The 25,935-nt window shown below is 69.2% G+C and carries 23 protein-coding genes, 2 pseudogenes and 2 CRISPR repeat arrays; of the genes and pseudogenes, 14 read left to right on the plus strand and 11 right to left on the minus strand.

Annotation, left to right across the window (positions count from 1 at the left end; translation table 11 throughout):
• Positions 1–71: 71 nt before the first annotated feature.
• Both ACFTWP_RS25735 and ACFTWP_RS25740 read left to right on the plus strand, forming a co-directional pair.
• Positions 72–293: pseudogene (locus ACFTWP_RS25735) on the plus strand (transposase); the annotation flags it as partial.
• 1,046 nt (positions 294–1,339) lie between these two features.
• Complete coding sequence (locus ACFTWP_RS25740; protein WP_380267223.1) at positions 1,340–1,495, plus strand: hypothetical protein; 156 nt, start codon at positions 1,340–1,342, stop codon at positions 1,493–1,495.
• A 1,211-nt stretch (positions 1,496–2,706) separates the two neighbouring features.
• Positions 2,707–3,834: a CRISPR direct-repeat array (repeat unit 28 nt; unit sequence CGGAGCATCCCCGTCTGCGCGGGGAGGA).
• Positions 3,835–3,908: 74 nt separating this feature from the next.
• On the opposite strand, the gene ACFTWP_RS25745 is transcribed toward ACFTWP_RS25740, so the two are convergent.
• Genes ACFTWP_RS25745 through ACFTWP_RS25775 form a run of 7 tightly spaced genes read right to left on the minus strand, consistent with a single transcriptional unit; the run spans position 3,909 to position 11,532 of the window.
• Complete coding sequence (locus ACFTWP_RS25745) at positions 3,909–4,544, minus strand: type I-E CRISPR-associated protein Cas6/Cse3/CasE (protein ID WP_380267159.1); 636 nt, start codon at positions 4,542–4,544, stop codon at positions 3,909–3,911.
• 40 nt (positions 4,545–4,584) lie between these two features.
• Positions 4,585–5,325 carry a type I-E CRISPR-associated protein Cas5/CasD gene (cas5e, locus tag ACFTWP_RS25750; RefSeq protein WP_380267160.1) on the minus strand — a complete coding sequence of 247 codons (741 nt, stop codon included), beginning with the start codon at positions 5,323–5,325 and terminating at the stop codon, positions 4,585–4,587.
• Complete coding sequence (gene cas7e, locus ACFTWP_RS25755; RefSeq protein ID WP_380267161.1) at positions 5,322–6,572, minus strand: type I-E CRISPR-associated protein Cas7/Cse4/CasC; 1,251 nt, start codon at positions 6,570–6,572, stop codon at positions 5,322–5,324. Before cas7e ends, cas5e begins: the two co-directional genes overlap by 4 nt.
• A 3-nt stretch (positions 6,573–6,575) precedes the next feature.
• Complete coding sequence (gene casB, locus ACFTWP_RS25760; protein WP_380267162.1) at positions 6,576–7,133, minus strand: type I-E CRISPR-associated protein Cse2/CasB; 558 nt, start codon at positions 7,131–7,133, stop codon at positions 6,576–6,578.
• On the minus strand, positions 7,130–8,710 hold the full coding sequence (gene casA, locus ACFTWP_RS25765) for a type I-E CRISPR-associated protein Cse1/CasA (RefSeq protein WP_380267163.1): 1,581 nt from the start codon (positions 8,708–8,710) through the stop codon (positions 7,130–7,132). Before casA ends, casB begins: the two co-directional genes overlap by 4 nt.
• Before the next feature lie 3 nt (positions 8,711–8,713).
• The gene (gene cas3 / locus ACFTWP_RS25770; RefSeq protein WP_380267164.1) at positions 8,714–10,609 is read right to left on the minus strand and encodes a CRISPR-associated helicase Cas3'; all 1,896 of its coding nucleotides are present in this window, start codon (positions 10,607–10,609) and stop codon (positions 8,714–8,716) included.
• Positions 10,606–11,532 carry a CRISPR-associated endonuclease Cas3'' gene (locus ACFTWP_RS25775; protein ID WP_380267165.1) on the minus strand — a complete coding sequence of 309 codons (927 nt, stop codon included), beginning with the start codon at positions 11,530–11,532 and terminating at the stop codon, positions 10,606–10,608. The genes cas3 and ACFTWP_RS25775 overlap by 4 nt, the downstream gene beginning before the upstream one ends.
• A 138-nt stretch (positions 11,533–11,670) precedes the next feature.
• Positions 11,671–11,944: direct repeats of the CRISPR family, unit length 29 nt; unit sequence CTCCTCCCCGCGCAGACGGGGATGCTCCG.
• Between the two features lie 174 nt (positions 11,945–12,118).
• Between ACFTWP_RS25775 and ACFTWP_RS25780 the strand changes: the two genes are divergently transcribed.
• The 3 genes and pseudogenes from ACFTWP_RS25780 to ACFTWP_RS25790 all read left to right on the plus strand — a co-directional run bounded on the left by ACFTWP_RS25780 (position 12,119) and on the right by ACFTWP_RS25790 (position 13,915).
• Entirely contained in the window at positions 12,119–12,505 is a 387-nt protein-coding gene (locus ACFTWP_RS25780; protein WP_380267166.1) for a hypothetical protein, read from the plus strand.
• 254 nt (positions 12,506–12,759) lie between these two features.
• Positions 12,760–13,191, plus strand: a pseudogene (locus ACFTWP_RS25785) (terminase large subunit domain-containing protein); the annotation flags it as partial.
• A gap of 511 nt (positions 13,192–13,702) precedes the next feature.
• Positions 13,703–13,915: a hypothetical protein gene (locus ACFTWP_RS25790; protein WP_380267167.1), complete on the plus strand. Its 213-nt coding sequence runs from the start codon at positions 13,703–13,705 to the stop codon at positions 13,913–13,915.
• Between the two features lie 19 nt (positions 13,916–13,934).
• On the opposite strand, the gene ACFTWP_RS25795 is transcribed toward ACFTWP_RS25790, so the two are convergent.
• The 4 genes from ACFTWP_RS25795 to ACFTWP_RS25810 form a co-directional block, all read right to left on the minus strand.
• Positions 13,935–14,552: a hypothetical protein gene (locus tag ACFTWP_RS25795; protein ID WP_380267168.1), complete on the minus strand. Its 618-nt coding sequence runs from the start codon at positions 14,550–14,552 to the stop codon at positions 13,935–13,937.
• Positions 14,549–15,766, minus strand: coding sequence for an MAB_1171c family putative transporter (locus tag ACFTWP_RS25800; protein WP_380267169.1), 1,218 nt, complete (start codon positions 15,764–15,766; stop codon positions 14,549–14,551). Before ACFTWP_RS25800 ends, ACFTWP_RS25795 begins: the two co-directional genes overlap by 4 nt.
• Positions 15,767–15,771: 5 nt before the next feature.
• Complete coding sequence (locus ACFTWP_RS25805) at positions 15,772–16,335, minus strand: hypothetical protein (protein WP_380267170.1); 564 nt, start codon at positions 16,333–16,335, stop codon at positions 15,772–15,774.
• A gap of 260 nt (positions 16,336–16,595) precedes the next feature.
• Complete coding sequence (locus ACFTWP_RS25810) at positions 16,596–17,042, minus strand: helix-turn-helix domain-containing protein (RefSeq protein WP_380267171.1); 447 nt, start codon at positions 17,040–17,042, stop codon at positions 16,596–16,598.
• Between the two features lie 585 nt (positions 17,043–17,627).
• Here ACFTWP_RS25810 and ACFTWP_RS25815 point away from each other — a divergent pair.
• From ACFTWP_RS25815 to ACFTWP_RS25855, 9 genes are all read left to right on the plus strand, one after another.
• Complete coding sequence (locus ACFTWP_RS25815; protein WP_380267172.1) at positions 17,628–18,677, plus strand: hypothetical protein; 1,050 nt, start codon at positions 17,628–17,630, stop codon at positions 18,675–18,677.
• Positions 18,677–19,384 carry an ATP-binding protein gene (locus tag ACFTWP_RS25820; RefSeq protein WP_380267173.1) on the plus strand — a complete coding sequence of 236 codons (708 nt, stop codon included), beginning with the start codon at positions 18,677–18,679 and terminating at the stop codon, positions 19,382–19,384. Before ACFTWP_RS25815 ends, ACFTWP_RS25820 begins: the two co-directional genes overlap by 1 nt.
• 109 nt (positions 19,385–19,493) lie before the next feature.
• Entirely contained in the window at positions 19,494–20,057 is a 564-nt protein-coding gene (locus tag ACFTWP_RS25825) for a WhiB family transcriptional regulator (protein ID WP_380267174.1), read from the plus strand.
• Positions 20,054–21,064: a DUF2637 domain-containing protein gene (locus ACFTWP_RS25830; protein WP_380267175.1), complete on the plus strand. Its 1,011-nt coding sequence runs from the start codon at positions 20,054–20,056 to the stop codon at positions 21,062–21,064. Before ACFTWP_RS25825 ends, ACFTWP_RS25830 begins: the two co-directional genes overlap by 4 nt.
• Positions 21,065–21,166: 102 nt before the next feature.
• Positions 21,167–21,391 (plus strand): hypothetical protein, encoded by a 225-nt coding sequence (locus ACFTWP_RS25835; RefSeq protein WP_380267176.1) that lies wholly within the window; start codon positions 21,167–21,169, stop codon positions 21,389–21,391.
• A gap of 179 nt (positions 21,392–21,570) precedes the next feature.
• On the plus strand, positions 21,571–22,005 hold the full coding sequence (locus tag ACFTWP_RS25840) for a MobC family plasmid mobilization relaxosome protein (protein ID WP_380267177.1): 435 nt from the start codon (positions 21,571–21,573) through the stop codon (positions 22,003–22,005).
• Complete coding sequence (locus ACFTWP_RS25845) at positions 22,002–23,735, plus strand: relaxase/mobilization nuclease domain-containing protein (protein ID WP_380267178.1); 1,734 nt, start codon at positions 22,002–22,004, stop codon at positions 23,733–23,735. Before ACFTWP_RS25840 ends, ACFTWP_RS25845 begins: the two co-directional genes overlap by 4 nt.
• Positions 23,736–23,844: 109 nt before the next feature.
• A complete protein-coding gene (locus tag ACFTWP_RS25850) occupies positions 23,845–24,240 on the plus strand; it encodes a hypothetical protein (protein ID WP_380267179.1) in 396 nt (131 codons plus the stop codon).
• Positions 24,241–25,054: 814 nt separating this feature from the next.
• Positions 25,055–25,912 carry a hypothetical protein gene (locus tag ACFTWP_RS25855; protein ID WP_380267180.1) on the plus strand — a complete coding sequence of 286 codons (858 nt, stop codon included), beginning with the start codon at positions 25,055–25,057 and terminating at the stop codon, positions 25,910–25,912.
• The last annotated feature ends 23 nt before the right edge of the window (positions 25,913–25,935 follow it).

The raw sequence follows: 25,935 nt of genomic DNA on the forward strand, positions 1-25,935 counted from the left end.
GTCCGGGTGCCGAGGTGCCGGAGCTGACCGCGAGGATGGCGCGTGCCAGTAACCCCGTTGGCACGACGGCGATGTGGGTGCGGGACCACCTCGACGGTCTGTGGAGCGACGAGGACTTCGCCGACTGGTACTCGCGTGATGGACGTCCCGGGCTTTCGCCCGCACAGTTGGCTACGGTGAGCGTGCTGCAGTTCCTGCTCGGGCTCTCCGATCGCGACGCCGCCGAGGCCGTGCACTGCCGCATCGACTTCAAGTACTCGCGTCTCGACCTCGACGACCCCGGCTTCCACCACAGCGTGCTCACCGACTTCCGTGACCGCCTGCTGGATGACGGCCGGGCGGACCGCCTCCTCGACCTCGCCCTGGCCCGTCTGAAAGCCGCCGGACTGGTCCGCGAGCGCACCACCCAGCGCACCGACTCCACCCACGTCCTGGCTGCCGTGCGCGACCTGACCCGCCTGGAGCTGGTCACCGAGGCCGTGCGCGCGGCCCTGGAGGAACTCGCCCGCACCGCCGGCCACGCGCTGGCCGACGTGGTCGAGGAGGACAGGGGCCGCCGCTACGGCCGCCCCGTGCGCCTGGGCAAGAACCCCACCCGGCCCAAGACCAGGATCAACACCACTGGGGCATATGCCCGCCGACTGCTCGAACACCTCGCCCAGAACCATCCCGGCCTGCTGAACAGCCCCCAGGTGCGGGCCCTGCGGCAGATCCTCGTTCAGAACTACCACTGGGACACCGCCGGCCGCCTGCGCTGGCGTGACGATGCCGACGACAGCGGCTTGCCGCCCTCCGCGCGCCGAATCGTCCCGCCCTACGATCCGACAGCCCGACATGCCCGCCGAGGACAGGTCACCCGCTGGACGGGATCCCTCGCGCACGTGACCGAGACCTGCTCCGACGACGGCCCCAACGTGATCACTGACGTGGCCACCATGCCGTCCGCCAGCGCCGACACCGAAGTCCTGCCCGGCATCCACACCCGCCTGGAACACCGGGAACTGCGGCCCGACCAGCACCTGGTTGACGGCGGTTACACCTCCCTGCCCCACCTGGAGCAGGCCGAGCGCGAGCACCGGATCACCGTCGTCGGACCACTGCCGGGCAACCCCACCCACCAACACCGCCGGGGCGAGGGCTTCGCCCGCGACGACTTCCGCATCGACTTCGACCGCCAGGAGGTCACCTGCCCGCAGGGCCAGGTAAGCAGCGGCTGGCACGGCCCGTACCCGAACTCCTCACCGACCGCCCCACTGATCGTGGCCCGCTTCACCAGGAGCCAGCCCCGTCCAGCCCAGCCCGAACCAAGTGCACCACTGCTCGTGACGCCGGGCGCAACGTGGGTTTCCCACCACGTGAGCTGCTCGACCTGCAGATACGCAACCGTGCCGACCAGCAGGAACCCGACTGGCACAAGCGCTACGCGGTCCGGTCCGGCATCGAGGGCACCACCTGCGAGGTCCCCCATGGCCACGGCATGCGCCACTGCCGATAGCGCGGGCAGGCCAAAACCCACCTGCAGCACGTACTCACCGCCATCGCCGTCAACATCGAACGCCTCAGCCGACAGTCGCCGGGCAAACGCACGCCCCTACGACCACCGACAGCCTTTCAGGACCACCTCGACCAGCAAGGCATCCGGTGCCTGCGTTCCTGGCGAGCTGTCAGCTGACGCCGGAGCGAACAAGATCCCCGAAAGGGTCAACTGACTGTCGGTCGGGGCAGGGCTGATCTACCAGTGAAATCCGGTCACGCCAAGATCCGGATTCTCCGGATCATGCGGGAGCCCTATTTCGCGGATCCTCGGAGGTCTCAGTGTCTGGTGCTCCCTCGGCTATACAGGCAGTTCCTGGCATGGTTGGCACAGGCGATGCCGACACTCACAGCCTTGGACCCGCCATCGGGCGGTTCCACTTGGGTGGACCGGCACGCAACCTGGCCGCCGCCGTAGAGGAAGGTTGGCGAGTCTCCACAGCGTCATTGGAGATAGCAATGATCTTGGGGCGGCTGTTCGACGCAGACCCGGTGGGGACCTTGTCGAGCGTTGAGGAGCCCTATGAGGTATTCACCCGTCAGGGCGAGCTCCCAATCTTGCTCATCGGACCTCAGGCCCTGTCCTTGAAGTTGGTCAGGTGCGGGCGCGATGCGTCGCATGCTTGTGATGGGGCACGTCTCATGGATGCGGCGTGCGGCTGCCCGTCCACGTGGAGGCAACGCCGTGCAGCATCTGGGGCGGGACGGGGGCCGAAGCCGGAGGTCAGTGTGAGGTTCCGATTGGCAGCTGCGCCGACAGTCGGGCTATTTGACCTGTTGTCGTCTTCTTGGACGTTGATGGAGGACGTTGCGGCGATTGCCGACAGGCTGAGTGTGGGCGGTCGGTCGGCGATGGGTTGCCTGCGGGTGGAGCGATTGGCGTTCACTACAGCGAAGGGCGTGGGCGTCACTGGCCGGCGCCCCAGGCTCGATCTACTGCACCTGGCTTCGTGATGTCCGGAGGTCGGCGGCGCAGGCGGCTTCACGATCCTAGAGGTTCAGCCACTGTTCTCCACGATTCGCATGTCTCATGAGACGTCGTCCTCGTGGCTGGCTCCGGCATCGTTGACGCTTCTAGGCCCTCTCCCGGCCGTCCTGAGACATCCATCTGTTGGCAACGGGTGAAACGAGGTTCTGGATCACTTTCCCAGAACCCGTTTTCAGCCGTCGCCGACAGGCATCCCCGTCTGCGCGGGGACGAGCCGCAGTAGTCGACGGCCACAAACTCTGGGTCCGGAGCATCCCCGTCTGCGCGGGGAGGACCTCGCGGGCGACTTCCGTGTGCTTACTCACCACGGAGTAACCCTGTCTGCGCAGGGAGGACTTCGCCCCCGCCTTCGCCACCCTCAGCGACACCGGAGGATCCCCGTCTGCGTGGGGAGGACGACAGTGCCTTGTCACCCGCGAAGGTCTCCAGCGGAGCATCCCCGTCTGTACGGGGAGGAGTCGGCCACGGTCGCCGCCCAGACCATGAACACCGGAGCATCCCCGTCTGCGCGGGGAGGACTGATGCACGTCGTCCGCCTCGACTACGGGCCACGGAGCATCCCCGTCTGCGCGGGGAGGACATTGTGGGCCCGGCCGGGATCGTCCAGTCAGCCGGGGCAGCCCCGGCTGCGCGGGGAGCACTTCGGCAGTGGCGTGGTGGCCACGGTCAAGGGCGGAGCATCCCCGGCCGTGCGGGGAGGACTTCGTCTGCCCCGGTCCAGTCGTCGCGCCAGAGCGGAGCATCCCCGTCTGTGCGGGGAGGACGCCATCAAGGCCGCCGTCGAGGGCAACCCCAACGGAGCATCCTCGTCTGCGCGGGGAGGAGCGGTCGACCCCATCGCAGGGCAGAGCCTGGGCCAGAGCATCCCCGTCTGCGCAGGGAGGAGGACGGCGTACCAGCGAGGTAAACGGTGTCGGCCGGAGCATCCCCGTCTGCGCGGGGAGGACAAGCACATGATCCTCGACCAGATGCTGGCCGACGGAGCATCCCCGTCTGCGCGGGGAGGACGTCTGGGCGGTCGCGGCGAGGGCGTCCTGGTACGGAGCATCCCCGTCTGCGCGGGGAGGACAGGCGCACTGTGGTGCTGGTCAGCACCGCGACCGGAGCATCCCCGTCTGCGCGGGGAGGACTTCGCGAGCTCGTCCGCGAAGATCGCGGCCAGCGGAGCATCCCCGTCTGCGCGGGGAGGACACGGGGTCATGAAGGTGGCGAGCGCCGGGAGCTGGAGCATCCCCGTCTGCGCGGGGAGGACGTCTCCGCGCGGGCCTCCAGACTCTGGCGGACCGGAGCATCCCCGTCTGCGCGGGGAGGACCCTTTCCGACCTGGGGTGATTCGGGGGCTTTGCGGTTTCTTTGCTGTTGTCAAGGAGCTTTTGACTGGGTGGGGTTACAGGGTAGCGGCGATGGTGAGGAGGCCGGCGCCGAAGGCTTTGCCACGGCCGATGCCGGTGAGCATGGCGGTGCGGAGAGCGTCGGGGTTGGTGATGGTGGCGGTGCCGTCGTAGCGGGTGAGGACGAGGCGGAAGCCGGGCTTGCGTTCGCGGGTTCCGGTGATGGCGGGAAGTTGGAGGGTAGCTGTGGTGTCGATGTCGAGTCCGGTGTCGGGGGCGCGGCGGGTCCACCAGGTGGTGATCTCCTCGCCCTTGCAGGGGATGCGGTTGGGCAGGGGCAGGCCGGTGATCTCGTCGAAGGCGAAGCGGACGGAGTTGCCGGCGAGGCGGTAGCGGACCTTCTGGCCGGTGGTGAGCCGGTCGAGGTGCTTGTCGAGGGGGAGGGTGCGGGTGGGGCCGTAGTGGTCGGGGAGGGTGGTGGGGTCAGGCTTGTCGGCGGACTGGATGAGAAGGCGCAGGCCGTTGTTGAAGGTGTCGAGTCGCCACAGGAGGCGGGAGTCGCCGCTGCTGGTGTCGGTGTTGGTGAGGCGTGCGGTGCGGTGGTGGAAGCCGTAGCCGCCGTTCCTGAGGTCGGCCTGGACCTCGCGGGATCGGGTGTTGAGGCGGATTTCGGTGAAGTAGGCGCTGGTCATCGGTTTTCCTTCGCGGCCCCGGCGTGCGGGGATTCATTGGCTAATTGGTCTGGTTGTAGCGGTAGTTGTGGAGCTGTTCGTAGCGCAGGTTGGGGTCGTTGCCGAGGCAGAGGCTGGCGGGGAGGGTGAGGGTGCTGCGGGCCAGGGTGCGTTGGCTGAACCGGCGCTGGCCGTGGGGGTTGTCGTTGATGGTGTGGGTTGCTGTGGGGTCGTCGTGGGTGACGGTGGTGATGGTGTCGACGGTGATAGTGGTTTTGCCGGTGGGGGCGGTGCGGTCGAGTGGTGCGGTGGCGAGTGCTGTGGTGGTGTCGCCGAGGTGGATGCCGAGGTTGTAGGGGGCGGCGGGTGGGCAGGCCCGCCGGCCGAGGTAGGGGGTGTAGGCGGGCTGGTCGAGGGCGTCGCTGGCTTGTTGCAGGAGGCTGCTGGGGCCGGTGAGGGCGATGGTGAAGGCGGCGTCGGCAAGGTAGGCGCGGCGGGTGAGGATGGCTCCGCGGCGTCGGCTGCCATCGGCGGAGGGGACTACCTGGGTGGCGGACTGGCCGCCGATGGTGTGGAAGTCCTCCATGGGCGTGCCTGGCCTGTCGATGCGGATGGCGAGGTCGAGTTGGGTGAGGTCGCCGGGTTCGGAGCCGCGGGGGTGGCCGAGGGCGCAGGCGAGCAGGCCCAGCACGCCGGAGCGGGTGGGGTGGTCGGTGCTGTCGCGGTAGTCGTTGAATGCTGCGCGGGTGCCCCACGACTGCATGGGCGCGGCTAGGCGCAGGACGAGGGTGTGGCCGGTCATTGCTGGGTTCCGAAGGCGGCGTCGAGGATGGTGTCGGTGGCCTGCTCGTAGCTGTCGGCAGGCTTGCCGAGGCCGGGCAGCTTGTCGGTGCCGGTGTGGGCGTGGACGGCGTGGACGAGGCCGCGGCCGGCGGTGAGGCGCTGGATGGTGGCGGCGTATTCGGCCAGGCGCTCGGTGGAGGGGGTGGCGTGGCCGGTGTGGCCGCCGCGGATCGGTTTGTCGAAGGCGGTGGACAGGTTGACGGGCCGGTCGCTGCGGGCGGCGAGGTGGACGAGGTCGGGGAGGGTCCAGGCGGCGGCGTTGGTCTGGCCGGAGTTGGGCAGGGTGTTGATGAAGCCGTCGATGAAGGCTCGGGTGAGTCGGCGGGAGAGGTCGGTGTCGCCGTTGTTGGCGGTGATGAGGGCCTGCAGGTTGATGGTGGCGTAGCGGTAGAAGGTGCCGGCGGTGTGTTGGCTGTCGCCCATCTGTCCGACGTCGGGGATGCCGGGGGTGGCGGCGGCGTAGTCGTCGACGGCCACGAAGAAGTCGACTTCGATGACGGCTTCGTGGGTGGTGAAGGCGGAGGACACCTGGACGCAGGCGTCGCGTTCGGCGCCGTCGACCTCCATGAGGGTGCGGCCGAGCAGGGCGATGGAGCCGTTCGCTTCGGCGAGCCAGCCCTTCATGTCCTTCGGGTCGGCGAGTGTGGTGGGCTCGTCCTTCTTGGCTTTCCCGCGGGCCTTGGGCTTCCCGCCGTTGCCGGAGACTTCCTTGTACGCCGTCTCGTACTCGGCCTTCAGGTCGGCTGCCACTTCGGCGAGACGGGAGGCGGTGCTCGCGGGGGTGTAGATCAGGGCGGCGGTGGCGAGGGGGTCCTTGGCCTTGGCGCCCTCGGCGGCTTCCTCGACGCTGCCGACCTTCATGCCGCCGGAGGCGGCGGCGAAGACGTCCAGGGCGGCGAAGGTCGCGAGCTCTTCCTCGTCGGGGGTTGGCAGGTCGGGCTCTTCCGGCGTCCAGTGGTCGCGCAGGAGGATGTCGCGGATCTCGTGGACGAGTCGGCGGGTACGGACGGCGGCTTCCTCGGGGAGGGCCTTCTCGATGTGCAGGCGTACGGGGCGTTTGACGGCCTGGGGGCTGATCCTGGCGCGGGTGACGCCGCCGATCACCACGGACTTGGGGTTGCCGTCCCCGTCACGGTTGAGTGCCGAGAGGGGGAGGGTCTGGATGATGTGCAGGTCCAGGAAGGTGGCGGGGATGGTGGTGGTCATGGCTCACTCGCTGTCGTTCGTGGTGTTGGTGGGGCGGGGCTGGGTCGTGCGGTAGTAGTCCTGTTGCCACTGGGTGCAGGTGCGGCGGCCGGTGAAGTACCAGGAGTCGAGTTCACGCAGCAGCCGCTCCCAGTCCAGGACGGCGCCGCCAGCGCCGGTCAGTCGTACGGCGCCACGCAGGTGGGTGTAGGGGCCGGCGGTGGTGTAGGTGGTCAGGCGTCGCAGGGAGGATTCGGTGGTGGTGGCCGATACGGTGCGGGACGCATGCGCGAGCGCGTCGCCGATGCTGGCGCCTGTGCCGATGCCTGTGCGGCTGGTTGTGGTCATCAGCGCAGCGACGGTGTAGAACGCGCGTTCGCGTTGCGGGTGTAGGCCGCCGGGCAGCCAGGGCGCGACGAAGGGGTGCATGCCGCTTTGGGGCTCACCGTTCCAGGGGCGCAGGCCGGTGGCCAGGGCTCGGCGGGCGGCGCCGTTGTCGCGCAGGAGCGAGTCGATGCGTTCGACGAAGCGGCGGGCGTGGGATTGCGGCCCGTCCTGCGGGCTGGTGGTGAGGTCGGTCACGGGGTGGATTCCTTGCGGGGCAGAGGGAGCAGCGCGCGGGCCTGTGCGACTCGGCGGGTCGAGGAGGGGCTGCGGGCCAGGGCGGTGGTGAGGTGGTCGAAGGCGTCCAGGGCCGCGTGGCGCATGCGGGGTTGGGCGTCGGTGAGCCGACCGGTGTTGTAGAGCTGCCAGAAGGCGGTGTCGGCGCGGGGCCAGTAGTGGACGGCGGTGCGGGTCTTGCGGTTGGCGGTGTCGGTCTTGTCCTTGGGGCGGTCGTTGAACGCGGCTGCGAGGGCGAGGTCGAGCCGCCAGGCGGCGGTGTCTGCTTCCTTGACTGCGTTCTCGACGAACTCGGCGGTGTCCGGGTCGTGCTGGGCGCTGTGGGCGAGCAGTGGGGGCGTGGTGGTGGTCCACCACTGGCTGTCCCTGTTCTGGGCGCGGTCCTGTTGGGCGCCGACGACGCGCAGGCGCAGGGTGTCCAGGACTTGGTCCGGCAGCTTGTCGCAGCCGGCCAGGACGAGCGGGCGGGTGGGGGCGTTGCGCCTGGTGTCGGGGCGGTTGTCGGGGTCGCGCAGGAGGACGTCGAGGTCGCGGAACAGGTGCCTTCCGCCGTCGGCCTCCACGGCGGCGCCGGGGCGCTGGGTCTTGGGCGAGCGCCGGTAGGACAGGTAGGGGTCGGGGTGGGCTTCGACGAACTCGGTCTTCTCACCGCCGGGTGTTTTCGGAGGGTTGCGGGCGCCCCAGGTGATGGTGCAGTCGATGGCCCACCGGGCGTCGGGGCTGGGGGTCAGCAGGATGGCGTGGCGCATGCGGCCGGCCAGCAGGGAGACGGGGCCGTCCGGCTCGGGGGCCGTCCGGGTGGGGTCGGGGCGCCGGTCGCGTTCCCACATCGCCTCGTCGGGGCGGTCCTCGCCCTCGGGCGTGTCGGGTGGGGTGAGGTGGGCGAGGAGCGTGGTGTGCAGGGTGTCACCGAGGGGGTGGTAGCCGACGGTGCCGCGGGCCGGTGCGGCCTGGCAGCCGGTCTGAGTGGTGATGCCACCGTGGGAGCGGGTGGTCACCGTGCCGCCGGAGCCGTAGTAGGCCCACATCGCCAGTTGCAGGGCTGCGTCTGCGGAGGGCAGGGGCCGCTGGGTGCGGTCGCCGTGTTTGCCGGCGAACCAGGGCCGGGCGCTGCCGGATGCTCCGCCGATGACCAGCTTGTTGATGCCGGAGGTGTCTTTGCAGTCCGTGGCCAGGCGCGGGTCCTGCAGGAACGGCCGGACTGGGTGGTAAAGGCCGAAGCGGTCGTGGCGTTCCGTGAAGTACTGCTGTGTGGCGGCGGGGTCGAAGGCTGTGCCGAAGTGGCGGTTGCGGCGCCGGTGCCAGCCTTCGGCGCTCTCGGCGTCCTGTCGCCGGTCGAGGCCGGTGATGCGGTAGGCCATGGCGGCGAGCAGCCGGTAGAGCGCGCCGTAGGCCGCAGGGTAGGGCAGGGCGAGGTCGACGATCCGGTGCGCATCCAGGATGGCCTGCTGGAATCCGGTGCGGCGTACGGAGCCGTCGGTGTAGAGGCAGTCGATCCATGGTTCGCGGGCCAGGCTGAAGTCGGTTGAGGCGTTCACATTTTACTCCTGGGCAACGGGCGCCTGGACGATGAGGCCCAGGCGGCTGTCGTAGGACACTGTGAACCCTCCCACTGACAATTCCCCTTGACCGCAAGGATGTTCGAGAATTAGGACGTCGTGGAGCCTGCGGTCGCCTGCCCAGTCGGGCAGGCGTTCGGCCAGGGTTGGAAGTGTGCGCTGCCAGGGCTCGCGCCGTACGGACAGCAGGCGCTCGCGGATCGGGCGTAGGTCGGCGTGCGGCTGCTCGGGAAGAACGAGGCCGCCGTGGCTCTCCAGGCCAAGGCCGCCGCCGGGCAGTTCCCAGACGGGCAGCACGGTGATGCTGTCGAGGTTGTAGCGGGTCGCGGCCTGCTCCTCGGTCATGGACAGGTCGGTGAGGTCGAACAGGTCGACCACGTCACGCGGGTGGGGGATCATGACCGGTTTCGCAGCGTTCTCCATCGCCTGCTCCCCCGCGAGGTGGGCGCGGATGTCCCGGTCCGGCATGTCGGTGTCCCAGCCGGCGCAGACCGCGTCCACGAGCTTCTGAACGTCCCCGGGAACGGCGATCGGGCCGTGACCGGTGAGGAGTTCACGGGTGGAGCGCATCAGAGCCCGCCCGTAGATCGTCTTCCAGCGGCCGTCGTCCGGCCTGCAGTCCTTTCCGTGGGGCACGAGGACGGAAACAGGTACACGGACATCCTCGCCCTGGTCATGGCGGCGACCCCGGCCCGCGCGCTGGATGAGCTGCGCGATCGGCGCGAGGTCGGTCACCACGTGGTCCAGGCTCAGGTCCAGCGACTGCTCGCACACCTGCGTGCTGACCAGCACGGCGCGAGCAGGCCGCTTGGCCCGGTTCTTGCCGAACGCTTCCTCGACACGAACCGTGTGTCCCCGCCGGTCCAGGACCCGGTAGCGGGCATGGACCAGGAACACCTCCACACCCTCGTCGAGGAGCCGGTCCAGGGCGGTGACGGTGTGTTGCGCGGAGCGGACCGTGTTGCACACCACCAGCGTGCAGAAGTCGCCGCTCTGCTTGCGCATCAGCTCGGTGACGAGCCGGGCACGGGCCTCGTCCGCCGCCGGGATGCCACCGGCCCGCTCCGGCTTGTTCGAACCGTGGAGCGCCACCAGGTTGACGTCCAGCGCGCGGGGCCGGCTCGTCGTAATCCGGCCGGACATCGTCGCCTCGCCGGTCCTCCCGTTCACATACAGCCATCCCGGGTACACCGGCTCGATCTCGGGCACCGACACGCTCGGGGCCGATCCGGAGAGGTAGGCGACAGCCAGTGAACGGGCCACCGCGGCCGGCACGGTCGCCGACATCAACACCACCGGCACACCCATGGCACCCCACCACGCCAAGGCGCGGCGCAGCAGCGACTGCATGTACGGGTCGTAGGCGTGGCACTCGTCCACGAGCAGCACCTTCCGGGTCAGACCCCCGATCCGCAGGGCGTTGTGGCGAACCCTCAGGACTGCCGTGAGAATCTGGTCGATCGTGGAGACGCTGACCCCTGCGAGAATCGCCCGGCCGCGGCCTTCCAGCCACGCCGAGGAGGAAGTGTCCGTCCCGCTCTCATGGGTCAGCACGCGCGATGCATCACGGTTCCAGCCGGCCTGGCTGTGTACCAGTGTGACCGGGGAGGATGCGGCCAAGGCCCGTCCGGCCCATGCTTCGACGCGGCGGTGTGAGGCGTCCGTCGTGGCCATGGTCGGCAGTGCGACCTGCACCCCGATGCCGGGGCCGCCCAGCCATCTCGCACCCCACAGGCCGCCTTCGGTCTTGCCGCTGCCGGTCTCCGACATGATGATCAACAGCCCGGCGGCGCCGGGCTCGGCGCAGCGCGGCAAGCCTTTGAGAAGTGAAGCCTGCATCGGGTTGGGGTCGAATCCGAACCAGTCCCGGAACGTCACGTGAGCGGGGTTTCCTTCCACTGCGGCGCTTCCAGGCCGGCATCGCCGATCAGCGCGGGTGCGGCTTTCAGTGCACGGCCCCATTGGCCTGCCAGGGGACCCGCTCCGGCGGCTTTCATCGCGCGCAGCTGGGCTTCGACATGGTGTTCCTGGGATGCCAGCCAGTCGGAGAGCACCACCACCTCGGTCGCCAAGACCGCCGCCTCGACCGAGAACATCGGCGGCGCCACGGCACAACCCGTTGCTTCGGCCACCACCGCCAGGTGCAGCAGACGCTGCCTCTCCCACTCACCGCCACCCAGTTCCCGGTCCCGGATCGCTGCGGAACGCAAGGCACGACGGGAAGGCGGCGCCGGGTAGCGGCCGTGGTGGCCGGCAAGCATCTGCGCGACCCTGCGGGCTGGCGACGCCAACGCCAGACCATCGCCATCGGCCTCGTAGCCAAGGCCAGGCAGCGCATGGGCGAGGAAGAGATGGGTCACATGGCTGTGCGACGACACCACGCCAGCATCAAGCGGGTCGTACCCGCGAAGGAGCTCGTACGCGGCGGAGTCCTTGCACTGGAAGCCGCCGATCTTCCCCACGTCGTGCCAGCCGGCCCAACAGGCAATCAACGCCCGAGCGCGCTCACGGTCCTCGACGTTGCCAGGGTCCAGCCCCATACCGGACACGAGAGCACGGCGCTGCAGTTCCACTAGGTGAAGGTCCCAGGCCCACCAGGCCACCGCGGCCACATCCAGCAGATGACCCATCAGTGGATACACCACCCCGGGCGGAAGGCCGTCCGATTTCCCCCACAACGCACAATCAAGGCCGCTGCACAGCTGAGACCCGAGCAAGGCAGTAAGGTCAACTTCCACGCGGCGGATCCTAGACCAAGCCGCCGACAGTAGTCCGAAGCAGCAATATTGACTGACTATCACATGGCAGCAGGGCAAAGATCTTTCCGGGTTGCAGGGCGGCTGGGCAACGCAGCCTCTACCCTGTACTCCAACGCATGTGCAGCTCCTTGACAAGGTAAAGTAAAAGCAAAGCTGCCACAGCGCCGCAGGTCACAAAGTCTCCTCCCCGCGCAGACGGGGATGCTCCGGCCGACGGCCGGCTGCTGATCACGTGCCGTGCCTCCTCCCCGCGCAGACGGGGATGCTCCGGAGGACGTCGAGATCGACGGCCTCGGACTCCTCTCCTCCCCGCGCAGACGGGGATGCTCCGAACGAGCCGATCACGCTTGCGGTCTGCCGGCCCTCCTCCCCGCGCAGACGGGGATGCTCCGACGCAGACGTCCTACCAGTTCAGCAACGTGTCCTCCCTCCCCGCGCAGTCGGGGATGCTCCGACCATCGGGCTGAAGCCGTGCTCGCCCCTTTTGCCGAAGGATGGCCGCGCCTGAGGGATCATGGTTAGCGGCGCGGGGGCGTGCTGCTTGAAGGAGCCGCGCCCATGGCCCGCCCCACCCGGGCGCAGCGTGCTGCCATCGCGCGCCGCCGCGCTGACGCCGTCGAGCTGAGGCTTGCCGGAGCTGACCCGCTGGCGGTCGGCCGGAAGCTCGCTGCCGATCCCTCGTGGGACCGCGTACCCCTGCGGGTACGGCCACGAGCTGTACGCAAAGGGCCGTCCCGCGCCGGATGCCGAAGTGCTGGTTCGCCAGGTCAACCGAGACGTTGCCGAGGCGCTGGAACATCGCATTAACGTCTCCCCGGCTGATTTCGAGGAGCTGCGGGCGCTGGAGGATGCCCGGCTCGACTGCATGTTCACCGTGGCCTACCGGCGGGCAATCCGCACCGAGATCACCGGTCACGACGGCGGTCCGCTCGAGGTCGACACCACCGCCGACGAGCTGGCCACGCTCATCGCGACCACCGACCCGGCCGGCGCGGCGGCCGGCGGTGAGCGGTGACCGGGCCGGGTGACCTGGTTGAGCAGTATCGCCGGCTGCCCGCCGAGCGGCGCCGCGAGATCGCCGAGCGGGCGTCCCCGAAGCTGCGGATCAAGCTGGCGGGGGTGGAGCGGGACATCGCTCTGCGGCATTCGCCGGGTTCCCTGGCGGCGCTGCTCACCGGCGGCCGGGAGATGCAGGCCGGGCACCTGGACCTGATCGACGACGCATTCCGCCGGATCGCGGCGGGGGAGACGGTCCGGCTGCTGCTGACCATGCCGCCGCGGCAAGGCAAGAGCCGGCGGGCCGCCCGGTGGGCGCCGCTGTGGTATCTGCTCCAGCGGCCGGATCACCGGATCATGATCGCGTCGTACTCGGCGGACCTCGCCGACGATCACGGCCGGTGGATCCGGGATGCGATCACGACGTGGGGCGAGCAGCTGGGCCTCCAGCTGCACCCGGGCAGCAAGGCAGCGAATCGCTTCGACATCCTCGGCCGGGAGGGCGGCCTGATCGCGGCTGGCGTCGGTGGTGGCCTGACCGGTAAGGGCGCCCACTTGGCGATCGTCGACGACCCGATCAAGGACGATGCCGACGCCCAGTCGCCGACCATGCAACGGCGACTGTGGGAGTGGTGGCAGTCCGTGCTGCTGACCCGCGTCGAGCCGAGCGGCTCGGTGATCGTCATCCAGACCCGATGGCACGAAGATGATCTCGCCGGTCGTCTCCTCGTCGGGGAGACGGCCTCCGACTGGACGATCATTGACCTGCTCGCCATCGCGGACAACGAGACGACGCGCTCGGCCGGGAGGCCGGTGAGCCGCTGTGGCCGGCCCGGTACGGGAGGAAGGCCCTTGCCGCGCTGCGCCGTGCCGTTGGCGAGCGGGTGTGGTGGTCGCTGTACATGCAGAAGCCGCGGCCGGTCGAGGGCGGGGTGTGGCGACGCGCGTGGATCGACGCCGGCCGCATCACCCCGGTCCAGTTCAGCGGCCTCGACATGGCCAGGACCGTCGTCGCGGTTGACCCCTCGGTGGCGGCTCCGAGATCAACGACGAGACCGGCATCGTCGGGCTCGCCCGCGGCTACGACGATCGCTTGTACGTCCTGGCGGACTCCTCCGGCACGCGCGGCCCGAACGACTGGGGTTTGTGGGCCTGACAGTTGGCCCTGGACCTGATAGCCGACGCGATCGTGGTCGAGGCCAACTACGGCGGGGCAATGGCCAGCCAGATCGTCAGCCAGGCGTGGGAGCAGATGTCCCGCGACGGGAAGACGCGGGGCGTGCTGATGCCGATGATCGTGGAGGTCAACGCGAAGGTCGGCAAGTGGTTGTGCGCGGAGCCGGTGGCGCAGCTGTACGAGCAGGGCCTGGTCCACCACGTCGGGAACTACCCGGAGCTGGAGGGGCAGATGGGACCTGGGTGGCCATGATGGACAGCCTGGATTGTCGTCAGCGCAGCAAGGCGAAGCACAGGGCCGCGGTGCCGCCCAGTGCGGTACCCGCGAGAACCTGTCCGATCGTGTGGGCCTTGAGGACGATTCGCGACCAGCCGATCGCGGCGGCGCCGAGGACGGTGGGGAGCATCCACGGGCCGAAGACCAGGAGGAGGATCATGACGCTGCCTCCTGCGACGGAGTTGTGGATGGAGATCTGCCATCCGATCGTGACGAGCAGGGACGACACGAGGCCGACGAGCATGGCGACCACGAGGGCGGAGACGTCGGCGGGGGCGCCCAGGACGTACAGCAGGGTGATGCCGGCGGCCACCGAGACCAGGCTCAGGGACATCGGTACGACGCGCTGACGTCGCACCCGGATGTGCTTGTCGGTCAGTTCACCGCGCTTCACGCCGAACAGGACGATGCTGATGGGAATGACACCGCAGAAGAGTGCGGCCAGCAGGCCCCAGCCAAGGCCGGACCAGGACCGTGTGCTGTGCCAGCCGACGAGCAGCAGCAGAGCGATCACGAGGTTCGCCGGCGCCAGGACGTCCGTGGTGATTCTGGCGGCCTTCTGCGCCGGGGTGCAGTCGGCGAGGGCGGGCGGTGCGGGCGGGGAGAACGTCATGAGGTGGCTCCGGAGACAGAATTGGTGAGTCGTTCGAGGTGGGCCTGGGCGAAGGAAGTCGCGAGGTCGGAGAAGTAGGCGTCGGACAGTTGCAGCAGGAGGGCGGCCTCCGAATCGAGGTCGGCGCCGGACTGCGCCGGTGGCTCGGGGCTGCCAGCAGTCGTGAGTCCTGCCGAGTGGGCCCCGCGGGCGGCTCTGATCCAGCAGGCTTCGGTGGCGGTGACGGCGGCCGGCCCGGTGAGCCCGGCGTCCTCCACGAAGTCGGCCGCGCGCAGGCGGACCGATACAGGGGCGTCCCCGTTGAGGATGAGGATCGCGTCGCGGATCTCGATCGACCGTCGGTAGAGGCGGTCACGGGACCCGCGGACGCTGAGGAACTCCCTGAACGGGTGTGGCTTGTGGCCGTAGCGGATGTGTGGGGCGGCCTCACTCAGGTGGTCCCACAAGGGGTAGAGCTTGACCAGGTAGCGGTGGTACCGCAGGGCGGTGCGGGCCTTCGGGTAGGCCGGCATGGTGCTGCCGACCGAGATGAGCAGGAGCGAGACGAGGGCCAGCAGGCCGTTGAGCACCGTGTCTGTCTCGGGTGAGACCGCCTGGACGTCGAATCGGCCGAGGAAGATCATCGAGGCGCGATGGATCGTGTAGACAAGGCCGATGCTCGTTCCCGCGCAGATCAGCGTCAGTCCACGGCGAAGCGAGGCAGGCCCTGGGCGCCGCGACCACTGCCACGAGAGCCTTGACACCGTCACCATGGCCCAGCCGAAGTAGGTCGTCCAGACAAGTGCGTAGGCGAGGATCCAGGGGTCGTTCGGCGAGGCGAGAAGTAGATCGACGGCCTCGTGGGGGCGGTCGGCGATCACGAAGAGGGTGATCATCACGGCGATGGTGGCCACCGGGACGAACACCCTGGTAGGCCGTGGTGCCTTGCCCGACGGAGCCGCCGCCGAAGTCGCCACGGTGTCGGCGAGGAATGCCAGCACGAAGGCGGCTGCCGTCACGGCTGAGATGTGCTTGAGGAGCGCAGCGACACTGTTTATTCCGGTGGTGTGGTCGATCCACCTGGTCGCAGGGTCGTTGGAAAAGCACATTTCCACGGCCAGCACGAAGAAGGCCGCCCACAGCGAACGCTTCTCCTTGTGTCGCCAAGCGCCGGGCGCCCGCCAGACTGTGATGGCCCATAGCGCGATGCAGACGGTCAGATTGATTATGGGCATTTCGTCTACTCGGTCAGGGCGTTCATGAGATGACTGGACAGCGGATCTGCGGGGCGTCTCGCGGCTTCCTCGGCGTCGCGGATACGTCGCGCGATGAGACCGGCAAGTCCTTCGGCGGATTTCTCGTCGGCATGGGTGTAGCTGGTGCGGCCGAGAAGGCTGACGATCCGGTTCAGCGGGAATCCGGCCCACTCCTCGGCGCTGAGCACCTCCGCGAGGGCACGGCGTCGTCCGTCGCCGGTCGCGAGCGGCTCGTGCTCGTCCGTGGGGAGGCATGAATGCCCGAGGAGCATGTGGCACAGCTCGTGCAGGATGATGTGGGAGCGATGCAGCGGGCTGGTCGCGTCTTCCACGAAGATGTGGTCGGACAGCTCAAGGGCTATCCATGCGCCGCACGGTGCCCCGTTGGAAGAGCCGCTGTGCTCCATGGAATGGATGTGAATCGGCCGACCGCGCATCTCGGCAATCCTTGCGCACAACTGCTCAATGCTGAAGGGGACCGGAATGTCGAGATCTTCCAGTATGGCGGCAGAATCGTCCCCCTGGCCCTTCCTGCGCCAGCTATGCATGCTTCTTTCCCGTTCCGAAATGCCTTTCATGGCCCCTGATCACGAGGTCAAAGCATAGGACAGTCGCGGGCGAGGGGGAGGAGTCGAGTTAACCGGTGCCACTGGCGGGACTGCGGAGAGTTAGCGCTTGCGCGTGCAGCACCGGGGGAGCGGTCCCTCCTGGCATCCGCAGGATTACTTAAGGTGACTTTCGACGTTATCGAAAGTTGATCTGACTACGAATGAGATGATCACGCGGGCATGGCTTGTCCAGTGCTCAACTATTCGGGCGTGGGGCCTTCTCCGAGTCCTTCGAGGTCCCGGGCCCGCTCGATGAGGATGGCGATCGTCTCGAGAGTCGCCTGGGACAGTCCGTCGGCGCGCAGGGCAAGGTTTCGGACGGCCGCGTCCTTGACGAGCCGTTCGAGGTCCTCGGGGGCAGCTGGCGCGGAGGGTGCCGGGCCAGGCGTCGGCTCGTCGTCGATGAAGTAGCTGGCGCGCACCTCGAAGGCCTTGGCGAGCGCCTTGAGGGTCGACGCCGTTGGGTTGTCCTTTGCGCCACTGCGGAGCTTCTGGATCAGGCTGGCGCTGACCCCCGACGCAGGGTCGCCCGAATCGGCGGCCTGCCTGAGTGTCCTGTCGGCCACCTCTTGGTTCGTCAGCTGCCGTCCCGAAGGATGCGGACAGGTGTCGAAGAGGTGGTTGAGTCTGAGCTGGATGGCTCCCATGGTTGCTCCATCAAGGGTGCGGCGATCTGCACACTCTAGTCCGTCGCGATCGCCGAACGGGACGCCCGGCGGACTCTGGTCTCCTCGTCTGGCGTACTTTGGTGTACGTTGATCGCGATCGGGATGCACACCAAAGTCCGTCCGTCCTGGTCAGGGGGATGAACGGGGTGGAGAAGCAGCCCCTGCTAGCCCCATGGTCCTGGTCCGCCGAGACAGCCGGCGGCAGCGAGAGGGGAGACGACTGCTGGTACGCGCAACGGCTTGAAACGAGACCGGCGCCCCGGAGCTACCAACTCCTGGACGCCGGGCGGGCGCCTTGAGGGGCGCCGATTCACAACCACGCGAGCGGCGGGACTTCCTTGCACGAGAGACCACCGCGCGCGCTCCTACGAATCACGGAGTATCGCATGCCCACCATGCCGGAAGAAACCCGCAACGGCCCGAGGTGCCACTGCCCGCACTCCTGTGCGGCCGTGGCGAACGCCGAAATCGAACGGACCCAGGCGAACCGGACGGTCAGGAGCGGGGGCCGACGGGTGCGCGTTCTCGGCGACGGCCCCGCCGCCGGCCGCGGGGGACGCTGACGTGTCGCGGATCCGACCGGTCAAGCCGGAGGCCTACACGTCCGAGACGCTCGCCGAGCTGACCATCTACGCCGAGCGCACCTTCTTCGGCCTGGCCACCGAGTGCGACGACCGAGGCCGCCACAAGGACCACGCGGCCATCATCTACGGGAAGCTCTGGGTGGTGCGCGCCGACCAGTCCCCTGTCGACGTGGAGGACCACCTCATGCAGATGGAGCGGTCCGGCCTGATCCACCGATACACCGGCTGCGACGGCAAGCGGTACCTCCACTACATCACCTGGGACCGCCACCAGAAGATCGACAAGCCGAGCCTGTCCCGGCTGCCCTCCTGCCCGCACTGCGTGCCGGAGCGATGCGGCCCCTGCAAGGGCCCGTGCATCCAGCAGGCCGTCGCTTCCCCCGGCGGCCCCGCCGGCATCGGGGCCCCATCGGCGCACTACCCCCGAGGATTCGACGAGGCTTCGGCGAACACTCCGGGAGCCCTCACCCGATCCGTCGAGCCCGCATCCGAGCCCTCCATCCCCACCCCGGGTGCTGCTGAGGCCGCACCCGAAACCCTGATCACCCGCCGAGGCGAGTCCGTCGGCACCCAGGAGAAAATCGCAGGTCAGGCGACAATCGCCGAGGATTCGCCGAAGGATCCCCGAACCCTCCTGGAGCCCTCGGGCCCTGGATCTAGGATCTTGGATCCTGGATCTTCCTTCCCTACGGGGCGCGAGGCGCCCGACGCCACCGTCTCGGCCAACCAGCTCGTCGGCGAGTACGTCGCCGCCTGCTCGGAACGGCCCCCCGGGACCGTGATCGGCCACCTCGGCAAGGTCACCAAGGCGCTGCTCGCCGAGGGCATCTCACCGGATCACGTCCGGGCCGGGCTGCGGCGGTTCGCCGAGATCCAGGGTCACCCCTCCCGGCTGCCGAGCCTCGTCAACGACGCCATGAACTCACGGTCCGCCGGTTTGGTGCGGCCGGGACTGCGGCCTAACGTGCCCGCCCACCAGGCGTGGACCAACCCGGTCGACGCCGCCACCGCCTACGCCGAGGAGCTGTGATGCGCTCCAGTCGTGACCCGCAGACCCTCGCCGACGGCACCACGGTCCTCGACCGGATGGCCCGGATCCTCGCCACCCGGGGCATCGACCAGTCCGCCGTCGATGCTCTGCCCGACAACGTCGAGCCGAACTCGGCGCTGGAGGCCCTGTCCACCGGGATGCTGCCGCGCTACCGGGATGCCGTGGCCCAGCACCCGCAGGTCCTTGCCTGGGTACGGCAGGTTGCCGGGCAGTCCGTAGCCCCGAGCATCGGGGCCCGCCGACAACTGGCCACCGGCCCGAGCCTGCTGATGGCCGGCGTCGTCGGCGCTGGCAAGACGCACGAGGCCTATGGTGCGGTTCGCGCCCTGGTACAGGCCGGCATCGGTGTGCGCTGGCGCGCCACCACCGCCGCCGACCTCTACGCCGAACTCCGGCCCAGCTCCGGCACCGACAGCGAACGAGTGCTGGCGGCCTACGGCCGGGTGCCCCTGCTGATCCTCGACGACCTCGGCGCGGCCAAGTCGAGCGAGTTCGTCGAAGAGCAGACCTACCGGCTGATCAACCGCCGGTACAACCACATGCTCCCGACCTTGATCACCACCAACCTGCCGATCGGTGCACTCCGTGCCTACCTCGGCGACCGTGTCGCCTCCCGCCTCCGGCAGATGACCACGCGGGTCGAGTTCGAACCGGTCGACCGCAGACGTCTCCAGCACGCCGCCTGACCCTTCGTCGGCCCGCTCGCGCGCCCCGGTGCGCCGCCTCACCTTCACTGACCCAGCGCACCTCTCCGCCGACGCCGCCCTGCGCGCGGAGAGCGATCGGAGTATCCGCATGACCACCACGACCACCCCCGCCCGCTACCGGTCGCTCGGCGACCACACCTGGCAGGACCAGGCAGTCTGCCACCCGAGTGAGTACAACCCCGTCGACCCGGAGGTGTTCTTCCCGGGGCCCGACGAGACCGAGAAGATCGCCACCGCGCTGACGCTGTGTGGGCAGTGCCCCGTCCGTCTCGCGTGCCTCGACGCCGCCCTGGAAGGCGGCGAGACCCACGGGATCCGGGGTGGCCTGACACAGGAGGAACGAGCACCCCTGCACGAGAAGATCGCCAAGCGCCTGGACTACGCCCGCGTCAACGCGACCCTGGCGGGGCGGGACATCCACCTCACCAACGCCGAGCGCCGTGCCGTGGTCCTTGCCGGATACCGCCAGGGCATCACGGTCGAGCGCCTTGCCCGACTCCTGAAGATCACTGAGGAACATGCACTGAAGCTGTACCGGGAGACCCGCCGCGCCATCCGCAACCGCGAGCTGCACCAGACGGCGCGTACGGCACGGAGGCCATGGACGGACGAGGACGGCCTGGGCCGCGATGCCTTCGGGACAGCCGCATGAGTCCGGTCACCACACCGGCCACCGCGCGAGTCACCCCCTGGGACCGGGGCGTCGTGATCGCCCTCGGTGGTGCCGGGTGCGCGCTGTCCTACGACGCACTGCAGCAGATGGCTGTCGCCATCCACGTCAGAGGCCTTCTCACCTACCTCTTCCCGCTGGTGATCGACGGGTTCATCGCCTACGGGGTGCGCGCCCTGCTGGTGATGCGCGACGCACCCTACCGGGCGCGGGCCTACTGCTGGACGCTCTTCGGTGCGGCCACCGCCGCGAGCCTGTGGGCGAACGCCCTGCACGCGGTCAGGCTCAACCAGCAGGGCGCAACTGCCGGCGGACTGCGGTTGGGCGACACCGTGGTGGCGGTCCTGTCCACCATCGCCCCACTCGCACTGGCCGGCGCCGTCCACCTCTACATCCTCATTGCCCGGGAGCCGGTCACCCAGGCTGACCGGGACAGCTGCGCCGACCAGGACAGCCGAGGCGACCTCGGTCAGGTCAGCATTCCCGCTGACCGCGGTGAGCGGGTGACCGCGCTGACCGGCGGGCCGGACAAGGGGCAGGTGACCGCCGGTCACCCCGGCGCCGGCAAGCCGGTCAGCTATCCGGTCACCTCCTGGACTGACCGACCGCGGCCGACCCTGACCAAGCTGGCCCCCGCGACACAACGCGCTGACCTGGGCGGTCAGCCGGACAGTCCGTCGAAGGGCAGTGACCGACCGGCCGGAAGGATGCAGGCCGCTGTCCTACCGGGTAGACCTGCGGCCACCTCGGCCACCTCGGTCAGTGACTGTCCTGACCGGGTGACCGGTCATCGGCGAGCTGACCCGGACACCGAGGAGCTGCTGCAGATCGCCCGCGAGGCGGTCAAGGCGGAGGGGAAGCTGGCCCGCCGGGTGGTCGCCCAGGCGATCCGCGGTCAGAGGATCCCGCTGTCCAGCGACACCCTGACCCAGCTGATGACCCAGCTCCGCGAACCGCACGGTCACTCGGTCACCGCCGACCGAAGGTGACCAGAACCGATTGGCCGGGGTGGCCGGGCCAGGTCACCCCGGCCGGTCACCCACCCACCTTCGACGCCCCATCCAATACCCCTGCGAACGGGAGACCCCGCCATGCGCAGCACCCCCGCCACCTGGACCGAGGCGGACTCCTGGCTGGCCGTCCTGCACAGGCACGGGCACGTCCACCACATCGAAAGCAGCCTTGACGGCACCCGGACCGTTCAGCGAAGCCGCCACAGCCGTCCATGGACCCTCCATCACCCGGTCCTTGCCATCGACTGGATCGAGGATCTCGTCCGCGACATCCAGCAGCGGGACACGGAGACGAGCCGGTGACCGGCACCGACTGTGCGGCGAGCACCCCCGGACCGGAGAGCGACCGCGATCAGGCTCCTGGCGGAGCAAGTTGTGGGGTAAGGAGTCCTTACCCCGTCTCCGCCCCGAGCGGGGCGGAGACCCCCCGGTCGTCGGCAGACCCAGGGGGGCCTGCCGACGACCGGGGAGTCGGCCCGGGGGTGCCGGCGACGGGGGAGAAGCAGCAGAACCCGCCGGCCGCCGAAGCCGTCCGCGCAGCCACCCGGCGCCGCCTGCGCCACAGCGTGCCGCGCACCAACCGCGTCTGCCCCCGTTTCAGCGACACCGAGTGGACGCTCCTCCAGCGCGCCGCCGACGAGGCCGGCCTTGCCCCCGGCGGCTACACCGCCGCCGCCACCCTGGCTGCCGCCACGAGCACCGACCCCAACGCCGCCATCGCCGACTACCGGCGTGGCATCCAGGAACTCATGGAGTCCAACCGGCAGCTCGGCGCCGTCGGCAACAACCTCAACCAGGTGGCCCACTTCCTCAACTCGGGCGGCCAGCCCGCCGCCGACCTACGCCGGCTCCTGCACCAGATCGAAGCCTCCATCGGCGCGGTCGACGAGGCGGTCACCTGGATGGTCCGCCGGTGATCCCCAAGATCCGCACCGGCACCGGCGGTACCTACGGCCTCATCCGCTACCTGTTCGGACCGGGCAAGCACGACGAACACACCGACCAGCACCTCGTGGCCAGTTGGAACAGCTTCGCCCCCGACCCGGGCCGCAACCCCCGCCACACCATCGCCCAGCTCGCCGCCCAGCTCGACCAGCCCGTCAAGGCCGTCGGCGACCGCGCCCCGGCCACCACCATCTGGCACTGCTCGGTACGCGCCGACCCCGGCGACCGCCACCTCGACGACAAGGAGTGGGCCGTCATCGCCCGCCGCATCGTCCACGCCACCGGCATCGCCCCCGAAGGCGACACCACCGCCTGCCGCTGGGTCGCCGTCCGCCACGCCGACGATCACATCCACATCGCCGCCACCCTGGTCCGCCAGGACGGCCGCCTCGCAGGCCTCAGCTTCGACCGCCGTAAGGCCCAGGCCGAGGCCCGCCTCATCGAGAAGGAGTATGGCCTGCGACAACTCACCCCCGGCGACGGCACCGCCGCAAAGACCCCCACCAGCCAGGAACGCTTCAAGGCCGAGCGCACCGGCCGCACCGAGACCCCGCGCGAGACCCTGCGCGAGGCCGTCCGCCGAGCCGTCGCCGGAGCCGCAAGCGAGCAGGAGTTCCTCACCCGCCTGCACGAGGCCGGCCTTCGGGTGAAGCTCCGTCACGCCCCCTCCGGCGACATCCTCGGCTACAACGTCGCCCTCCCCGGCGACCGGAACCGCGACCGGGAACCCGTCTGGTTCGCCGGGAGCACCCTCGCCCCCGACCTCTCCCTCCCGCGGATCCGCCGCCGGCTCGAAACCGGACCCGCCACCGACAGCCCTGAGCCCGACGGCCGGACCGCGCGGGCCGACCGCTCCGCACCCGCGCGTCGCCGGCGCGATGCCGCCAGCACGGCCGAACGCGCCGCGGCCGTCCTCGACCAGGACGACGACGAGGCCGCCGGCCAGCTCGTCGGCGCGGGCGAACTCCTCGACGCCCTGGCCCAGACCTCCCCGGCCGCCACCCGCGCCGAACTGCGAGAAGCCGCCCGCGCCTTCGAACGCGCCACCCGCAGCCACGTCCGCGCGGAGAACGCCGACATCCGGGCCCTGCGCTCGGCCGCCCGCGGCATCGTCCACGCCGGCGGCGCGCTCGGCCGGGGCGAGGACGGTGGTGCCACCGCCATGCTCCTGTCCACCCTCGTGCTGGTCGCCCTGGCCGCCGCCCGCTGGCACTCCGCCCGAAGCCACACCCAGCAGGCCGCCGCCTCCCGCCAGGCCGCCGAACATCTGCGTGCCGCCTACCAGCAGGCCGCGGCCGCACCGATGCGAGCGATGCGCGAGGCGGGGCGAGCCCTGCCGGTGGACGAGCGTCGCCGCTACGACACCGCAATCCGCACCGTCCTCGCCAGCAAGCAGGTGTCGCCAGCAGCGAGCCGTGAGCACGATGCCCTGGCTGCTGTGCTGGCCGAAGCGGAGAAGGCCGGCCACAACCCGAAGGCCCTCCTTGGAGAAGCTTCCTCATGGCGGGAACTCGATACGGCGCGCAACGCAGATGACGTCCTGGTGTGGCGTATCCGCCGCATCGCCGATCTACCCGCCAATCCCCAATCGCCGCGAACGAGTTCGGCCACTGTCAGTAGGAGCGGTACGAAGCCGGGCCGAGCGCTGCCGGGCGTTGACCAGCCCGCGACCGAAAGGCGCCGTCCGGGCCCGCGCCGCTGACGAACCGACCGGCGAGCACTGGCAGAGCCCAAGCCTCAGCACGCGAAACCACTCGACAGCCGTGTCCACCAGGCGTTACGCAAGAACCCGAGCAAGCGAAAGAGAGCCCGTGACCAGAATCGCAGAGCAGATCAGCACCCATGCCCCCACCACCAAGCAGACGCCTGAGGCCTCCGACCCCCTCCTGCAACTGGAGTACCTGACGCAGCCACCAAGCGGCCCGGACGCGGTACGCCTTGCAGGATGCCCCACCGAACTGGCACTACGCGGCATCCCAGTGACTTGCTCCGCCTGCCGGGCCCGCCGCGACTGGCTGCTGATCAACCACCGCCGCCATGTCTGGATCGGCTGCCGCTGCGGGGCCGAGTGGCTGGAGCCGGAGATCACCCGTGGTGACCTCGACGCCATGCTCGCCAACCCGACCTGGACGCACTACCGCAGCCTTGACGAGGCCCAGGTCGCCCTGGGGTTCGACGGAATCTTTGCCGGGCTCTACTTCGCCTGACGAGCGATATTGCATCCGATGCATCATTCACCGGATGCCGCGAACGGCCTTGACCTGGAACTTCATCAAGGGGGGCTGGCTGAAGCCAGCCCCCCTTGTCGCGTTCTCCACCTGGAGAGGCACATCCAGTGCAACGGCGTTGCGCTGGTGTGACTGAGCGTTTTAGTTGGCGGGTGAGCGCTGTACTTATCGAGTTGAGCACTGGCGGCCGAGGTCGGCTTCCCGGCTGAGGCCGATACGCCTACGTCGGTTCGCGGAATTCACGAACCAGTAACCGTGGCAGTGGACACCGCTGAAAGGCAAGCCGTTCCTCAACGCCCAGACCGAGGCGGACGCCCAGTGGTACCCGGCCCGCGCCGGACCAAGGGCGGCGTCCTCCAGCTTGGCGCTGAGGAGCCTGGGTGGCCCAGGCTGTTCGGCACCTGCGCCGAGGACGACGGCCAGGAGCAGGAAGATCCTGAGCTCTGGTGCTGAGCATCACTGGGCCGGACGGCGCGCGTCCCTGCGAGCGTGGCCCGGATCCGCTACTGCGCGAACTGCGGCGCCCGATTCCCTCTTCGCGCGTCGGCCTGGCGCCGGTACTGCGACGACGCCTGCCGCTCAGCCAGCGGGCGAGCGCCGGATTCAAGACCTTTCTGCGCCTCTACGCCCTCCCAGCGCAGTTTGCCGATCCGCTCGCCGGGAAAAGTCACCGAGAGTTCACAATCTCCGAAGTCACCGCATCCCTTTCTGAACGTGCGTCCATATGTGGATCGCGCGCGAGTTCCTCGCCTGTTGGGTGTCGCTGCCGAAATGACAAACCGCTGGAGGATTGATGATTCAGATCTACCTCAAGAGCATCCACTGCCATGAGGAGACGGACGGCCTTCTGGAGGGTCCGGACGAGCCGTATGTCCTGGTGACTTCGGTCGACCTGGCGTCCAAGGCCCCGGCGTTCGATGTGACGCTCTACGAGTTCCGAGACGTGGAGGAGGGGGAGACCCACGAGGCTCCGGGCCCGTCCCAGTCGTTCTGGGGGGTGAACGGAGCCCCGGCCCCTCTTGTTGATCCCGGCAGTGCGATCTTCGTGGCGACCTTGATGGAGAACGACGACGGCAACCAATCCGCGCTACGTGGCCTGGTCAAGGGGATCGCCAGCAGTTCACTGCTCGGCACGCTCTCGGCGACGCGGGCCGACAGGATTGCAGCGCTGATCCGGGACATCGACTCCACGACGGGCACCCCAATCGGATTTCCCAATCTAGACCAGGAGATCGGCGGCTCGCAGGAACTCGCTTTCACCAGAACGGAACTGGCACGGGTCGAATCTGGCGGGATTGTCTCGAAATCCCTCAATTTCCAAGGGGACGGCGGTCGCTATGAGCTGACGTTCGCGGCGAAGAAGGCATTCCCTGCGGTGGCGGCCAACCCGGTGGACCGGTGGGTCTTTCTGATGGGTGACCGCATCGTCGTGATCACCAACGACGGCCGGGTGTACGCCCACCAGGTGACCGGCAGCGCCATCAAGCCCGCCTACCAGCTGGCGGGTCCTGCGGTGGCGGCCAACCCGGTGGACCGGTGGGTCCTTCCGGAGGGCGACCGCATCGTCGTGATCACCAACGACGGCCGGGTGTACGCTCACCAGGTGACGGCGACCGGCAACACCATCAACCCCGCCTACCAGTTGACCTGAGCCGGACTACCGTCCCCGCTACT

It is taken from the genome of Kitasatospora sp. NPDC057015, from assembly GCF_042673745.1.
Lineage (GTDB): Bacteria > Actinomycetota > Actinomycetes > Streptomycetales > Streptomycetaceae > Kitasatospora.

Coding starts and splice junctions, on each gene's coding strand:
- ACFTWP_RS25745 (WP_380267159.1), bottom strand. CDS start 4,544: ATGACCAGCGCCTACTTCACCGAAATCCGCCTCAACACCCGATCCCGC.
- cas5e (WP_380267160.1), bottom strand. CDS start 5,325: ATGACCGGCCACACCCTCGTCCTGCGCCTAGCCGCGCCCATGCAGTCG.
- cas7e (WP_380267161.1), bottom strand. CDS start 6,572: ATGACCACCACCATCCCCGCCACCTTCCTGGACCTGCACATCATCCAG.
- ACFTWP_RS25790 (WP_380267167.1), top strand. CDS start 13,703: ATGGCCAGCCAGATCGTCAGCCAGGCGTGGGAGCAGATGTCCCGCGAC.
- ACFTWP_RS25795 (WP_380267168.1), bottom strand. CDS start 14,552: ATGACGTTCTCCCCGCCCGCACCGCCCGCCCTCGCCGACTGCACCCCG.
- ACFTWP_RS25800 (WP_380267169.1), bottom strand. CDS start 15,766: ATGCCCATAATCAATCTGACCGTCTGCATCGCGCTATGGGCCATCACA.
- ACFTWP_RS25805 (WP_380267170.1), bottom strand. CDS start 16,335: ATGCATAGCTGGCGCAGGAAGGGCCAGGGGGACGATTCTGCCGCCATA.
- ACFTWP_RS25810 (WP_380267171.1), bottom strand. CDS start 17,042: ATGGGAGCCATCCAGCTCAGACTCAACCACCTCTTCGACACCTGTCCG.
- ACFTWP_RS25820 (WP_380267173.1), top strand. CDS start 18,677: ATGCGCTCCAGTCGTGACCCGCAGACCCTCGCCGACGGCACCACGGTC.
- ACFTWP_RS25825 (WP_380267174.1), top strand. CDS start 19,494: ATGACCACCACGACCACCCCCGCCCGCTACCGGTCGCTCGGCGACCAC.
- ACFTWP_RS25830 (WP_380267175.1), top strand. CDS start 20,054: ATGAGTCCGGTCACCACACCGGCCACCGCGCGAGTCACCCCCTGGGAC.
- ACFTWP_RS25835 (WP_380267176.1), top strand. CDS start 21,167: ATGCGCAGCACCCCCGCCACCTGGACCGAGGCGGACTCCTGGCTGGCC.
- ACFTWP_RS25855 (WP_380267180.1), top strand. CDS start 25,055: ATGATTCAGATCTACCTCAAGAGCATCCACTGCCATGAGGAGACGGAC.